General features: G+C 31.0%; 10 protein-coding genes. 6 read left to right on the top strand and 4 right to left on the bottom strand.

Annotation, left to right across the window (positions count from 1 at the left end; genetic code table 11):
* Window positions 1-651, top strand: a 651-nt coding sequence (locus ABWP78_RS07870; protein ID WP_353170336.1) for an Hsp70 family protein, incomplete at its 5' end; no start/stop codon positions are given.
* Between the two features lie 112 nt (window positions 652-763).
* On the opposite strand, the gene ABWP78_RS07865 is transcribed toward ABWP78_RS07870, so the two are convergent.
* Window positions 764-1,645 carry a hypothetical protein gene (locus ABWP78_RS07865; protein WP_353170334.1) on the bottom strand — a complete coding sequence of 294 codons (882 nt, stop codon included), beginning with the start codon at window positions 1,643-1,645 and terminating at the stop codon, window positions 764-766.
* 71 nt (window positions 1,646-1,716) lie between these two features.
* Window positions 1,717-2,622, bottom strand: coding sequence for a Brp/Blh family beta-carotene 15,15'-dioxygenase (locus ABWP78_RS07860; RefSeq protein ID WP_353170332.1), 906 nt, complete (start codon window positions 2,620-2,622; stop codon window positions 1,717-1,719).
* A 112-nt stretch (window positions 2,623-2,734) separates the two neighbouring features.
* Here ABWP78_RS07860 and ABWP78_RS07855 point away from each other — a divergent pair, with 112 nt between their 5' ends.
* The 3 genes from ABWP78_RS07855 to ABWP78_RS07845 all read left to right on the top strand — a co-directional run bounded on the left by ABWP78_RS07855 (window position 2,735) and on the right by ABWP78_RS07845 (window position 5,191).
* The gene (locus ABWP78_RS07855; protein ID WP_353170330.1) at window positions 2,735-3,448 is read left to right on the top strand and encodes a bacteriorhodopsin-like; all 714 of its coding nucleotides are present in this window, start codon (window positions 2,735-2,737) and stop codon (window positions 3,446-3,448) included.
* Window positions 3,449-3,553: 105 nt separating this feature from the next.
* Window positions 3,554-4,150 carry a hypothetical protein gene (locus ABWP78_RS07850; protein ID WP_353170328.1) on the top strand — a complete coding sequence of 199 codons (597 nt, stop codon included), beginning with the start codon at window positions 3,554-3,556 and terminating at the stop codon, window positions 4,148-4,150.
* A gap of 90 nt (window positions 4,151-4,240) precedes the next feature.
* A complete protein-coding gene (locus tag ABWP78_RS07845) occupies window positions 4,241-5,191 on the top strand; it encodes an NAD(P)H-dependent flavin oxidoreductase (RefSeq protein ID WP_353170326.1) in 951 nt (316 codons plus the stop codon).
* A 208-nt stretch (window positions 5,192-5,399) separates the two neighbouring features.
* Here ABWP78_RS07845 and ABWP78_RS07840 read toward each other — a convergent pair whose 3' ends face one another.
* Both ABWP78_RS07840 and ABWP78_RS07835 read right to left on the bottom strand, forming a co-directional pair.
* On the bottom strand, window positions 5,400-6,335 hold the full coding sequence (locus ABWP78_RS07840; RefSeq protein WP_353170325.1) for a malate dehydrogenase: 936 nt from the start codon (window positions 6,333-6,335) through the stop codon (window positions 5,400-5,402).
* A gap of 62 nt (window positions 6,336-6,397) precedes the next feature.
* On the bottom strand, window positions 6,398-8,395 hold the full coding sequence (locus ABWP78_RS07835) for an endonuclease (protein ID WP_353170323.1): 1,998 nt from the start codon (window positions 8,393-8,395) through the stop codon (window positions 6,398-6,400).
* A 101-nt stretch (window positions 8,396-8,496) separates the two neighbouring features.
* Between ABWP78_RS07835 and ABWP78_RS07830 the strand changes: the two genes are divergently transcribed.
* Together ABWP78_RS07830 and ABWP78_RS07825 are read left to right on the top strand one after the other, a co-directional pair.
* Window positions 8,497-11,286 carry a gluzincin family metallopeptidase gene (locus ABWP78_RS07830; protein ID WP_353170321.1) on the top strand — a complete coding sequence of 930 codons (2,790 nt, stop codon included), beginning with the start codon at window positions 8,497-8,499 and terminating at the stop codon, window positions 11,284-11,286.
* A 201-nt stretch (window positions 11,287-11,487) separates the two neighbouring features.
* The gene (locus ABWP78_RS07825; RefSeq protein WP_353170320.1) at window positions 11,488-13,890 is read left to right on the top strand and encodes an alpha-ketoacid dehydrogenase subunit alpha/beta; all 2,403 of its coding nucleotides are present in this window, start codon (window positions 11,488-11,490) and stop codon (window positions 13,888-13,890) included.
* The last annotated feature ends 21 nt before the right edge of the window (window positions 13,891-13,911 follow it).

Here is a 13,911-nt window from a genome sequence, read left to right as displayed (position 1 = left end):
ACTATCCCAACAAAAAAATCTCAAGTTTTCTCAACGGCTGCAGACAACCAACCAAGTGTTGAAATTCACGTTATTCAAGGTGAAAGAACAATGGCAGCAGATAACAAAACTATTGGTCGTTTCCATTTAGATGGTATTCCACCAGCAGCAAGAGGTATTCCTCAAATTGAAGTAACTTTCGATATTGATGCCAATGGTATCATTAAAGTTTCTGCAACTGATAAAGGAACTGGAAAATCTCACGATATTCGTATCGAAGCGTCTTCTGGTTTAACTGCTGAAGAAATCGAAAGAATGAAAAAAGATGCTGAATTAAATGCTGAATCAGATAAAATTGCTAAAGAAACGGCTGATAAAGTAAATGAAGCAGATTCTATGATTTTCCAAACGGAAAAACAATTAGGTGAATTTGGTGAAAAATTATCTGAAGATAACAAAACAGCGATTAACTTAGCTTTAATTGAATTAAAAATGGCTTACGAAGCAAAAGATGTTGCTGCAATTACGCCTGCTTTAGAAAAAATCAATACGGCTTGGACAAACGCATCTGCTGAAATGTACAACACTGGAGATGCTCAAGGAGCTGCACAAGCAGAACCAGAAGCTTCAGCTGATACTACACAAGATGTAGAATTTGAAGAAGTAAAATAATTTACGAGTTACGAAGTAAGATTTACGAGTAAACCTTAAATTTAAATAGCAAAAAACCGAGTAAGAAATTACTCGGTTTTTTTGTATATCTATATTTAATAACAATCTGGGTTTAAATATTCTTTTTAAGTTTATCGTATTTATTATGAATATATAAAATTAATATTCCAAATACAACAGAAAAAACCAACAAAATATCATTCAATATACCTTCTGTGTTAAAAGATAACTTTATCATTATAGTAGATATAATAAAACCAGAATTTCTTATTACAGTACTGAATTTGTCTGAATGTAAAAATGAAAAAAGTAAAATTAGTACATCTACCAAAATTAAAACCGTGAAGAAATCCTCAAAAAATATTTTATTAATATCTTCAAAATTATATACTAAGGCATTCACAGAAAAGAAACTTTTTATAATCCAATCGTAAAAACTATAAAAGGATAAAATCAATAAAATAGGTACTAAAAAAGAGGCAATTCCGTTCTTTATACTAATAAATCGCTCAAGTTTATTACCAATAAAAGCCTCCTTTTTTTGTAAGTCACTTAATCTGTAAAAAATAAATATCAGAAAAAATAAAACTATAACGGCTACAATATCATATAAAAAAATTAAATCGTACTTAACAGCAAACCAATCTCGAGTTAATTCTAGATTTGAAATGTCTTTAAAAATTCTTCTGATAATGATTAATAAAATAATTTCATATTGTTTACCTATATATATTGTAGTAGATTTTGGTAGATAATAGACCAATAAATATACTTCATAAATAAGAATAAATGAAAACGGCGTATAAATTGCGGCTATTGGATTGCTGAATAAACTTGAAACAAGTGCAAGATTAAATAAATTAAATTTATTTAAAAAAATAAATAACAAATGAATAATAAAAGCAAAAATTGAAATATATATAATAACATTTTCGCTCTTATCTTTAAACTTTTCACTTAAAAAAAAGTTGAGTAACGTTTGTATTTTTTTCATAATCTTAATTTTTTAAAATGAAATAATAAATTTAAAAACTTAATAAAGTTCAATAACAAGAAGGAAAAAAATTACTTGGTGTATTTAAACTTTCTAATCATATTGTATATAACAAGCACATGCGGAAAAGTTATTGCTGCTAAAAAACTAAAAAATAATGAATTAAACAATTTCAATTCATTAGAAAAAAAATAAAACAGTCCTAATCCAAATAAAGAAATTAACCAATAAGGAAGAGCTGTTTTAAAATATTTTAAAAAATTGTTAAAAGAAAAATCACCATATAAAAAGCTCACCTGATTCATAATTGATGGTAAACTGTGCCAAATTACAAAATAAATAGTGAATCCCCAAATAAGTGAAGCTACTTTAAATATGATAGAAAACACCAATAAGTAAAATAATTCTTTAATAAGAAAATCTTTATATTTTAGATTTTTTTTCAAAATAACGATAGAAAAAATAGAAAATAAAAATACTATTGTATACAAACTATAGGTAATGAGTTCTGGATGTAGAGAAATCTTTGAAATATCTGAAATAACGGAAATGACTTCTTTATTGTGAAATTCAAATAATAAAAACAAAATCAATAATCCATATAGGGTTTGATAGGATTGTAAAAACAAACTACTACTAGATTCCGTTTTATTATTTAAAAATATAAGTTGCTGTTCTCCAAAATGATAACCACTAAATAGAATAAACAAGAATAATATTAAAGAAGGAAAATAGTAAAAAAGTAAAATACAGCACAAAATAAATAACACATATAGCACTAAAATTTTAAAAAACGAAAAATTTTCATTTTTTATTAAAATTTTTTTTAAAACAAAAATATCATTCGATCCATGCAAGATTCCAAAACTTAAAATGAAAACAAACCCAATAAATAATTGATTTACGGGCGAAACAAACGAACATAACCACAGACTAAAAAAACTAATAATTATGGAAAATTTACTGATAAAATTCATTTTGTTTACTCTTTTTTTAAAACTAATAAACAAAAAATTTGTTTATTAAAAATTGTTTTTATAATTTTGATAAAACAAATTAACATTTATTATTAACTAAAAACAAAAAATTATGAAAAATTTATTATTAATGAAAGAAATGTTACCAAATGATTACGTAGGCTTTACTTTCTTTGTGGGATGTATGGCAATGATGGCAGCTTCTGCTTTTTTCTTTTTATCATTAAATCAATTTGATAAAAAATGGCGTACATCTGTACTGGTTTCTGGATTAATAACATTTATTGCTGCAGTTCACTATTTCTACATGAAAGAATATTGGGCTGAAGTTGGACAATCTCCAACATTTTTTAGATACGTTGACTGGGTTTTAACAGTGCCGTTGATGTGTGTAGAGTTTTTCCTAATCTTAAAAGTTGCTGGTGCAAAAACAGATTTGTTATGGAAAATGATTTCCTTATCTGTAGTGATGTTAGTAACTGGTTACTTAGGTGAAACAGTTTACAAAGATTCAGCTGCTTTATGGGGTGGAATTTCAGGATTAGCTTATTTTGTAATTGTTTATGAAATTTGGTTAGGATCTGCATCTAAATTAGCAAAAGCTGCTGGTGGAAACGTATTAGCTGCTCACAAAATCTTATGCTGGTTCGTATTAGTAGGTTGGGCTATCTATCCTTTAGGATACATGATGGGGACAACAGGATGGTACAACTCAATGATTCCTTCAGGAAATATTGATATTGCATACAACATTGCTGATGCTATCAACAAAATTGGATTTGGTTTAGTGATTTACAACTTAGCTGTTCAATCTCAAAAAGACTAATTCTTTTTAAAATATAAATCAAACCGTCAAGAAAATTTCTTGACGGTTTTTTTTATGAAAATTATTTTGTACTTTGGTAACACCAAAATCTTAATAATTTTCAAAATGAAAAACGTACTACTTACTTTACTACTACTATTAACTACTGTTAGTTTCGCTCAAAAACCTAAAACACCTGTAAAAGGAACTCCTACAGCTTTAGCCACTTTTGAAAATTTAAAAGCCGAAATTATTACCGAGGGCAGCAAACAAAAATTAGCGATATTACTTGATAATGCTGGAAAAAAAGAAACCATTATTCTTAAAGAACTAACTGCAAAAGACAAAGCACAACAACCTACAAATTTTAAAATCAAATCGTTTACTATTGGTACTGTAAAATTATATCACTTTAGTTATACCGAGAATATTTTGACTGAAACCAAATTAAAAAAAGAAAACGCATTAATCACTTCCAACGAAATATGGGAACTATCTACCACCAAACTAAAAATTATAGGAAACATTCAAACGGTAAGTCAAATTACAGAAATTGAATTTTTGGATAAAAACAAAACAGCGTCGCAAACCGTTGATAAAACAAGAAGAGAAGGGTTTGAATTTACTTTAACCAAAGATTTTGAAGTGCATTTATCTACAAAAACTCAAATAAATAAATATAAGTTCAACGCCATTACGCGTCGCTACGATCCAAGAAAATAAATTTTAGAATAAAAAGACTTTGCATTCTTCTGTGCTTAAATTTCATATGTACACCTATTATTTTTAGTATATTTGAATAAACTTACAAATATGTCAAAACTTCAATTAACCGAAATTTTAAATATAAAACACTCCATAATTATGGCGCCCATGTTTTTGGTATCCAATACAAGAATGGTTATTGAAGGTATGAAAAGCGGTGTAGCGGGATGTATTCCAGCCTTAAACTACAGAACTTTAGAAGAATTAAGAAGTGCCATCATCGAATTGAGAAATGCTAAAGTGGAAGGCGGTAGCTTTGGTTTTAATTTAATTGTAAATAAATCGAACCTTAAATACAAAGAGCAATTACGTGTTTTATGTGAAGAAAAAGTCGATTTTATTTTAACGTCATTAGGTTCACCAGAAGAAACAATTAATAAAGCACATAAAGTTGGAATCAAAGTTTTTTGTGATGTCACCGATTTAAGCTTCGCCAAAAAAGTGGAGCGTTTAGGTGCAGATGCATTAGTGGCTGTAAATAATGAAGCTGGCGGACACAGAGGAAATATTTCGCCCGAAGACTTAATCAAACAATTAAACGAAGGCACTACCCTACCCGTAATTTCAGCTGGTGGTGTAAGTAAAAAATCGGATATTGATAAAATGCTTTCCTTTGGTGCAATTGGTGTTTCTGTTGGAAGTCCGTTTATTGCTTCAACAGAATCTGGCGTTTCGCAAGAATACAAACAAGCCTGTGTAGATTATGGCGCTAAAGACATTATAATGACTGAACGTATTTCTGGCACACCTTGTTCCGTTATAAATACGCCTTATGTTCAAAAAGTAGGCACAAAAACTACTTGGTTAGAACAAGTTTTAAACAAAAACAAAAGCTTGAAAAAGTGGGTAAAAATGATTCGTTTTTACATCGGAATGAAAGCAACAGAAAAAGCAGCAACTGAAGTAACTTACAAAACAGTTTGGGTTGCAGGACCAAGTATTGAAAACACGCACGCCATTTTACCTGTTGCAGAAATTGTAAAAAAACTGACGGTTTAATATGTACGAGACTATAAGTTGCTATATAAAGAGAAAAGAAGTTTGAAAGTTTAGCCCCAAAGCGCGCAAGGTGTTTCGCAAAGAACTCAAAAAAAATCTGCTTAAAATCATAAAACAAACAATAACATTCCGCCAAATCTGCGTACCTATTCAAACAAAAAAAGCCTGTAAGAAATTCCTACAGGCCTTATATATAGTTAAAAAGCGTTTATGACAAAACCGCTTTTAAGTCGCCATTCATAGCTCGTACCGCTTCTGCTGATTTTGCGAAAGTAGCTTTTTCAGCATCGTTTAATTTTACGTCAACAATTTCTTGTACTCCGTTTTTACCAATAATACAGGGTACACCTAAACAAATGTCTGATTGTCCGTATTCACCTTCTAATAAAACAGAACAAGCAATCATTTTATTTTGGTTATTTAAGATAGAATCTACTAAATACGCTACAGAAGCTCCTGGAGCATACCAAGCTGAAGTACCTAATAAACCTGTTAATGTAGCACCACCTACCATAGTGTCAGCCGCTACTTTATCTAATTCAATTTGTGATAAATAGTTAGACACTGGCGCACCATTATAAGAAGCCAAACGAGTCAATGGAATCATAGTCGTATCACCATGACCACCAATAACCATGCCTTGTACGTCATTAGCTGGTTTGTTTAATGCTTTTGATAAATAATATTTGAAACGTGAGCTATCTAAAGCACCACCCATTCCAATAATTCTGTTTTTTGGTAAACCTGTAGCTTTTAAAGTCAAATACGTCATAGTATCCATAGGATTAGACACTACTACGATAATGGTATTTGGAGAAAATTTTAAAATGTTTTCTGCAACAGATTTTACAATTCCAGCGTTGATACCAATTAACTCTTCACGAGTCATTCCTGGTTTTCTTGGAATTCCAGAAGTAATTACTACTACATCTGAATTAGCTGTTTTAGAATAATCATTTGTTACTCCGGAAACTTGTGTATTGAATCCTGTAGTTGTAGCACATTGCATAATGTCCATTGCTTTTCCTTCAGCAAATCCTTCTTTAATGTCTAATAAAACTACTTCACTTGCAATTCCTCTGTAAGAAATTACGTCAGCACATGATGCACCTACATTTCCTGCTCCTACTATTGTTACTTTCATTGTATAAATTATATTGAGTTGTTATTTTTTTACAAAAATATTGATAATGAAACAATTTTACGTTATTTCACGATTATTTTTTTTATGATTTGTTTATCATTTGTGTTAATTTTAACAAAATACATTCCTGCTTGAAAAGAAATAGGAATTAGTTGGTCTTCATGAACTGTTTTATCAAAAACTTTCGTTCCCAACAAAGAGAAAATTTCCACTTTAGAAATATTCGCAATACCTGAAACAAAAATATGTTCTGTAGCCGGATTTGGATATACTTTTACATCTGTAGTTTCAAAACTTTCTGAAGCCAAAGCCGCAAACCAAGGTTGTCCGAATTGCGCTCCAAAAATATAATTCGCCAATAACGGATAATCTATAAATGGATTTCTGTTTTGTTGCCAGGTTTGAATATAATTGTTTCTATTCATTTCAAAGTCGTCTCGAGGATCCGAGGCATTCCAAGTTAATAAAGTTGCTAAATCACCTATATTTCCTGAAGGATTTGCGCCATTGTTTTCGCTTGGATCACCATTTACAACATTTAAACCATTAAATCGAACCGCCATATAAAAACAAGCTCTTGCTACATCACCACGCCAAGAACCTTGAGTTCCTGTAGCTCCTGCATAAACAGTTGCGGAATTCACCGGGCCATAATTTTTATTATTTCTGGATGAATTTTCTTGTCCGTTTACTGCTCTTATATGATGTGCGTCTGAAACACCGTCTACAGTTGCAGCAGCACTCGTGGAAGTCCAAACCCCTATTCCATCTGCAAAATCATTATTAGCTACTTCAAAACCACCTCTCGATTGACAAAAAATGTGTTCTCTATTCCATTTACCCACAATACTTGAACTTTGTTGTTGGTCTATTTTAGACATCGTTTGTTCCAAGTAAATTTCCCAAATTTGGCCACTATTCAAAGGATTTTGATCCGAAGTTTTTAAAATTTCCCAAATATCAGCATAACTATGTAATCGTACCACAGATGGGTTCGCAATTATATTTTGAAGAGCTTGTTTTAATGCCGCACCAGAAAGTCCTTCTAACGAAGCGTAATAACCTGCTGGAGCAGTACTTGAAACCGTGTTGTAAGTAGGCGCTAAAGGTGTTCCAAAATTTAAGACTTGGAAATCCGTATCTGCCACTCGCCTTACGATTGAATTATTATTCGAAACCACATTTACGGGTAAACCCGAAATAAAAAGGACAAATTCTTCATCGCCTTCTTCCAAAGTATCATCAATTAAAGTAATTGTTTTTGTAACTGAAGTCGCACCAGAAGGTATGGTTACTGAATTAGTAGTATCAAAAGTATAATCTGCTGAATTAAAATTTCCATTGTTTAAAGAAATGGAAAAAGTAGTAGTTGCGGTTACTGGCGTATCTGTAGTAAATGTAATAGTAACGGTTTGTCCTTCAGTATAGGTATTCGCATTAAAAGTGGTAGTCATATAATTTAAAACAATTCCTGTTCCATCATTATTCATTCCAGGTGTTGGCAATTTTACTTCATACGTACCATCAGCTTTTCTTTGAATTGAATGATTGGCCGCATTTGATGTTGCATTTTCGTTTACACAAATCGTTACATTTAAAATAGCCATTAACGCCGATGGTTGTGTGGTACCATTGCTTGAATACGCAATAGCATGTATCAAACCCGTGGCTGTTGCAGGTGTATTTAAAGGAAAATCGGTATCATTTGCTTGATACAATGCAATAGCATCAGGTCCGTTTTGCAGCGTAGCATCCAACATTGACAAGGCAGGTGTTGGTGAAAGCAAAACATTACCAACTAAAAAATTCCCATTTACATCTGTAGTATAACCATCTAAATCAATAGCGTTATAACTTAACGTTCCAGCGTAAGGGCTTGTACTTGAAGCATTAAAAAAAACCAATACATACCCATTTAATGAAAAATTGGATGTAGCGGATTTTAATTCGATAAATTCTTTTTGATCTGTAGAAGGGGTATCCGGGTCTATTTCATTAATTACAACTTGAGAAAAAGTAATATTGGAAATCAGAAGTAATAAAAATAATATTATTTTCATTTTATTTTCATTTGAAAAGTTACACAAAATTAGTTATAATTAAAGTGATTTCTTATGATTATTTCCTTTTTTTTAGTAATATTGGCTTCTTTAAAGAAAAAATGACAAAAATTAGAATCGTATTTTTTATTTTATTTGCCCTACAATCCTTCTCCCAGAATGAGATTACTATTGAAGCAAAACTCCTTGAAAACGGAAAGAAAGTAACTGTTTTCCAAGAAATTACGATTAAAAACACTTCAAATACTACGCTAACAGAAATTATCCTAAACGACTGGAATCATGCTTTCTCTAGTAAAAATTCAGCATTAGCAAAAAAGTTTTCAGATGAATTCAATAGAAGTTATCATCTTTCAAGCAAAGCAGAACGCGGAGAAACCAATATTATTGAAATTACAGATACAAATAAAAAGTCGTTATTGTATTTCAGAAAACCAAATCAAATCGATATTGTTATCATTCCTCTCGAAAAACCTTTGGCTATAGGAGAATTTACTACTATCAAAATTGCATATGAAATAACGCTGCCTAACTCTAAATTCACAAAATTTGGCTACTCAGAAAACAAACTGTATTTAAGAAATTTTTTTTTAACACTTTCTAGGTTTCATTCCGAACAACAAAGCGAAGAAAATAGCGATGATTTAACTTCAGAGATAGCGAGTTATAGTATTCAAATACAGCATGATAACTACATTATAAATTCTGATTTGGAAGTGGAAAACACGACTCCAAATTCTTCTAAATTAATAGGTGATTTTCGCACTAATTTTGTAATTGTACTAGAAAAGAAAAATAGCTACCAAACCTATAAAAATAACGAAATAACAACTATCAGCAATCTAAAATCTGTAGATTTAAGTGAAAACCAAAAGAAACAAATTATTGATAAAATTACCAATTATGTAACTGATAATTTAGGGAAATCTCAACAAAATAAAATTATGGTTTCGCAGGAAGACTATGACCGTGAAGCGTTTTATGGATTAAATGAACTGCCTTCTTTTATTTCTCCATTTAACGATGATTTTGTTTTTGAATTGAAATTCTTAAAAACCTATTTAAATAATTATTTAATGGCGAATTTGAAAATTAATTTCAGAAAAGACCATTGGATTTTAGAAGGCATTCAGCATTATTATTTAAAAAAATATATCGATGAAAACTATCCCGAAACTAAAGCTTTTGGAAAACTATCTCGATTTAAAATACTAAAAAAGTATAAGATAATTTCTATGAATTTTACCGAACAATTCATTTATAATTATCTTTTAATGGCGCGAAAAAATATTGATCAACCCGTTGGAACAAATAAAACCACACAAATAAAATTCAATGAAAGAATAGCCGGAAAGTTTAAATCCGGGCTATCACTTCATTATTTAAACGCTTATTTAGGAGAAAATTATGTAGAAAATTCAATTAAACAATATATTGAATTAAATAAATTCAAATATACTGATAATTATAATTTTAAGTCAATTTTAGAATACAATTCAAAACAAGATTTAAATTGGTTTTTTAATGAATTAATTTATTCGAGAAATAAAATTGATTACAAAATTATTCAAGCAAAAAAAACAAACGATACTATAAACGTAACAATAAAAAATGCAGGTGATGCTAAAGTGCCTATTTCTATTTCAGGATATCATAAAAATAAATTAGTCAGTAAAAATTGGATAGAAAATCAATCCGACATTTTTAAATTTTCAATACAAAACGATAGTATAACTAAGTTCGTTTTAAACGATACGTATGAAATTCCAGAATTAAATAACAATAACAATTCGTACAAATTAAAAAACCGATTTTTTGGGAACAGAAAAATAAGATTTACTTTTTTTAAAGACATTGAAAACCCAAAATACAACCAAATATTTTTTGTGCCCACAACCGAATTCAACTTGTATGACGGATTGTTACTTGGTATGAATTTCAATAACAAATCGATAATAGATAAGCCATTTATTTACGACATTACGCCAAATTATTCTACAAAAACAGGAACACTTGCTGGAGGTGCTGGATTCAGCTTCAACAAGCTAAACCGAAACAGCACTCATTTTAGCACTCGATATGCTATTTCAGGAACTCGCTTACACTATGCTCCCGATGCTTTTTATACTAAAATTACGCCAAGTGTAAATTTCAGATTTAGACATCCAAATTTTAGAAAAAATGAAGGCGAAGGCTTTTTTATACGAAATGTTTATGTAAACAGAGAAAAATCAAATATAGTTTCTACTAAAAATTCCGAAAACTACTCTGTATTTAATTTACGATATGGTTATGCTACTAGCGAACTTATAGAACAATTTTCTTACGGAACTGATTTTCAACTTTCAAAAGGCTTTGGGAAAATTTCAGGGCAAATTCAATATCGAAAACTTTTTGAAAACAATAGGTTTATCAATTTAAGAGCTTTTGCTGGTGTTTTTACCCATAACGATACCTCTAACGATTTTTTTAGCTTTGGAATTGATAGGCCTTCCGACTATTTATTTGATTATGCCTTAATTGGACGAAGTGAAAGTACGGGCTTGTTTAGTCGGCAGTTTGTAAATGCAGAAGGCGCTTTTAAATCTAAATTTACGACTCGTTTTGCCAACCAATATATTCTAACCGCAAATGCTAGTTTTACCATTTGGGATTGGATAGAAATGTATGGCGATGTTGGAACGTTTAAAAATCAGGGTTATAAGTCGCAATATATCTATGATAGCGGCATTCGTTTAAATTTAGTTCAAGACTATTTTGAATTATATTTACCCGTATATTCCTCTAACGGTTTTGAACTTAACGATAAAAATTATGGCGAAAGAATTCGATTTATAATTACTTTGAGTCCAAAAACGCTGACCTCATTATTTACAAGACGTTGGTTTTAAATTTTATTTTATTTAAATAAAATTCAATTTATTATTTTGTGCCTTTTATGCATTATTCGTAAATAAAACATAATATAATGAAATAAAAATATGTTTTTTACAACCAAACATCAATATTTTTATTCATTATTCATAAAAATATCCATTACATAGTAACATTTCGTTTTTTTGTTTAAATTTGTAACATAGCAATGTAGTATTATGAGCAAAACTAAAAATGCAGACGTATTATCTTTCGAAGATTTCAAAAAAGAAGTTTTACACGATTTCAAAATCGCATCCGTTAGTCGAGAATGCAGTCTTTTGGGACGAAAAGAAGTACTAACAGGAAAAGCTAAATTTGGTATTTTTGGAGATGGTAAAGAAGTGCCACAATTGGCTTTAGCCAAAGCCTTTCAAAATGGTGATTTTCGTTCAGGATATTACCGTGACCAAACGTTTATGATGGCCATTGGCGAATTGTCAATTGTTCAGTTTTTCGCAGGATTATATGGGCATGCCGATATTAATTTTGATCCGATGAGTGCTGGTCGTCAAATGGGTGGGCATTTTGCTACACACTCGTTAGACGAAAATGGAAATTGGAAAAATTTAACCCAACAAAAAAATTCAAGTGCCGACATCTCTCCTACTGCTGGGCAAATGCCTCGTTTATTAGGTTTGGCACAAGCTTCAAAAATATATAGAAATGTAACTGAAATTCCTGCTGAAAATAATTTTTCAGTCCAAGGAAACGAAGTCGCATGGGGAACAATTGGAAATGCATCTACATCAGAAGGGTTGTTTTTTGAAACCATAAACGCTGCCGGAGTGTTGCAAGTTCCAATGGTAATGAGTGTTTGGGATGATGATTACGGAATTTCTGTACACGCCAAATATCAAACTACAAAAGAAAACATATCCGAAATATTAAAAGGATTACAACGTGATGAAGCAAACAACGGGTACGAAATTTTCCGTGTAAAAGGTTGGGATTACCCAGCGTTAGTTGACACCTATCAAAAAGCATCTGAAATTGCCAGAACAGAACATGTGCCAATTTTAATTCACGTAAACGAATTAACGCAACCACAAGGGCATTCTACTTCAGGTTCACATGAGCGATACAAAACCGCGGATCGTTTGGCTTGGGAAATAGAATTTGACTGTAATGCGCAAATGAAAAAATGGATGATAGAAAACAATATTGCTACTTTAGAAGAATTAGACGATATTGAAAAAGCATCTAAAAAAGAAGTTTTAGAAGGTAAAAAAGAAGCTTGGGCAAATTATTTATTAACCATAAAAGAAGACCAAGTGGCAACTGTTGCCATTTTAAATCAAGTCGCACAAAACTCTGAAAATAAAGTTTTTATTGAAAAATACGCCAATGATATTGCTGCGATAAAAGAACCAATTAGAAAAGATTTATTAGTAGTGGCTAGAAAAGCACTAAGAATGCTCTCTGGATCAGACAGAGCGACTTTAGCAACTTATATTTCAAATTTTATTGCGCGTATTCAACCTAAATACAGTTCGCATTTACATTCAGAATCAAATCAAAATAGTGCTTCAACTACTGAAGTAAAACCAATTTTCGATGAAACTGCCGAAGAAGTAGATGCACGATTAATTTTAAGAGATAACTTCGATAAAATTTTCGCAACCTTTCCAGAAACTTTGATTTTTGGTGAAGATGCAGGAAATATTGGTGATGTAAACCAAGGTTTAGAAGGCATGCAAGAAAAATATGGCGAAATGCGTGTTTCAGATGCAGGAATTCGTGAAGCCACTATTTTAGGTCAAGGTATCGGAATGGCGATGCGTGGTTTACGTCCGATTGCTGAAATTCAATATTTAGATTATTTGTTATACGCCATTCAGATTATGAGTGACGATTTAGCTACTTTACAATATAGAACGCATGGTCGCCAAAAAGCACCTTTAATTATAAGAACTCGTGGTCACCGTTTAGAAGGTATTTGGCATTCAGGTTCTCCAATGGGAATGATTATTAATGCCATTCGTGGAATTCACGTTTTGGTACCAAGAAATATGACAAAAGCCGCAGGATTTTATAATACCTTATTAAAAACCGACGAACCTGCTTTAGTAATTGAATGTTTAAATGGCTACCGTTTAAAAGAAAAAATGCCAACCAACTTAGGGGAATTTCAAACGCCAATTGGTGTGGTAGAAACCATCAAAGAAGGAAAAGACATTACGTTAGTTTCATACGGTTCTACGTTAAGAATTGTAGAACAAGCAGCAAAAGAATTATTAGAAAACGGAATTGATGCTGAAATTATTGATATTCAGAGTTTATTGCCTTTTGATATTTCGCACGATATAGTAAAATCAGTAGCTAAAACAAACCGTTTATTAGTAATTGATGAAGATGTTCCTGGTGGAGCAAGTGCTTTTATTTTACAAGAAATTATCGAAAATCAAAACGCGTACCAACATTTAGATAGCGCACCGCAAACCTTAACCGCTAAGGCTCACCGCCCAAGTTATGGAACCGATGGTGATTATTTTTCTAAACCAAGTGCCGAAGATATTTTTGAAAAAGTGTACGAAATGATGCACGAAGCAAATCCGAGCAAGTTTCCTAAATTATATTAATTTTAATAAATAATAAAAGCG

The sequence above is a fragment of the Flavobacterium sp. genome, from assembly GCF_040402955.1.
Lineage (GTDB): Bacteria > Bacteroidota > Bacteroidia > Flavobacteriales > Flavobacteriaceae > Flavobacterium.
This window is presented reverse-complemented; position numbering and strand designations above follow the sequence as displayed.

What these genes read in the sequence shown, in the direction of transcription:
- ABWP78_RS07865 (WP_353170334.1), bottom strand. Translation starts at nt 1,645, where the DNA reads ATGAAAAAAATACAAACGTTACTCAACTTTTTTTTAAGTGAAAAGTTT.
- ABWP78_RS07860 (WP_353170332.1), bottom strand. Translation starts at nt 2,622, where the DNA reads ATGAATTTTATCAGTAAATTTTCCATAATTATTAGTTTTTTTAGTCTG.
- ABWP78_RS07855 (WP_353170330.1), top strand. Translation starts at nt 2,735, where the DNA reads ATGAAAAATTTATTATTAATGAAAGAAATGTTACCAAATGATTACGTA.
- ABWP78_RS07850 (WP_353170328.1), top strand. Translation starts at nt 3,554, where the DNA reads ATGAAAAACGTACTACTTACTTTACTACTACTATTAACTACTGTTAGT.
- ABWP78_RS07845 (WP_353170326.1), top strand. Translation starts at nt 4,241, where the DNA reads ATGTCAAAACTTCAATTAACCGAAATTTTAAATATAAAACACTCCATA.
- ABWP78_RS07840 (WP_353170325.1), bottom strand. Translation starts at nt 6,335, where the DNA reads ATGAAAGTAACAATAGTAGGAGCAGGAAATGTAGGTGCATCATGTGCT.
- ABWP78_RS07835 (WP_353170323.1), bottom strand. Translation starts at nt 8,395, where the DNA reads ATGAAAATAATATTATTTTTATTACTTCTGATTTCCAATATTACTTTT.
- ABWP78_RS07830 (WP_353170321.1), top strand. Translation starts at nt 8,497, where the DNA reads ATGACAAAAATTAGAATCGTATTTTTTATTTTATTTGCCCTACAATCC.
- ABWP78_RS07825 (WP_353170320.1), top strand. Translation starts at nt 11,488, where the DNA reads ATGAGCAAAACTAAAAATGCAGACGTATTATCTTTCGAAGATTTCAAA.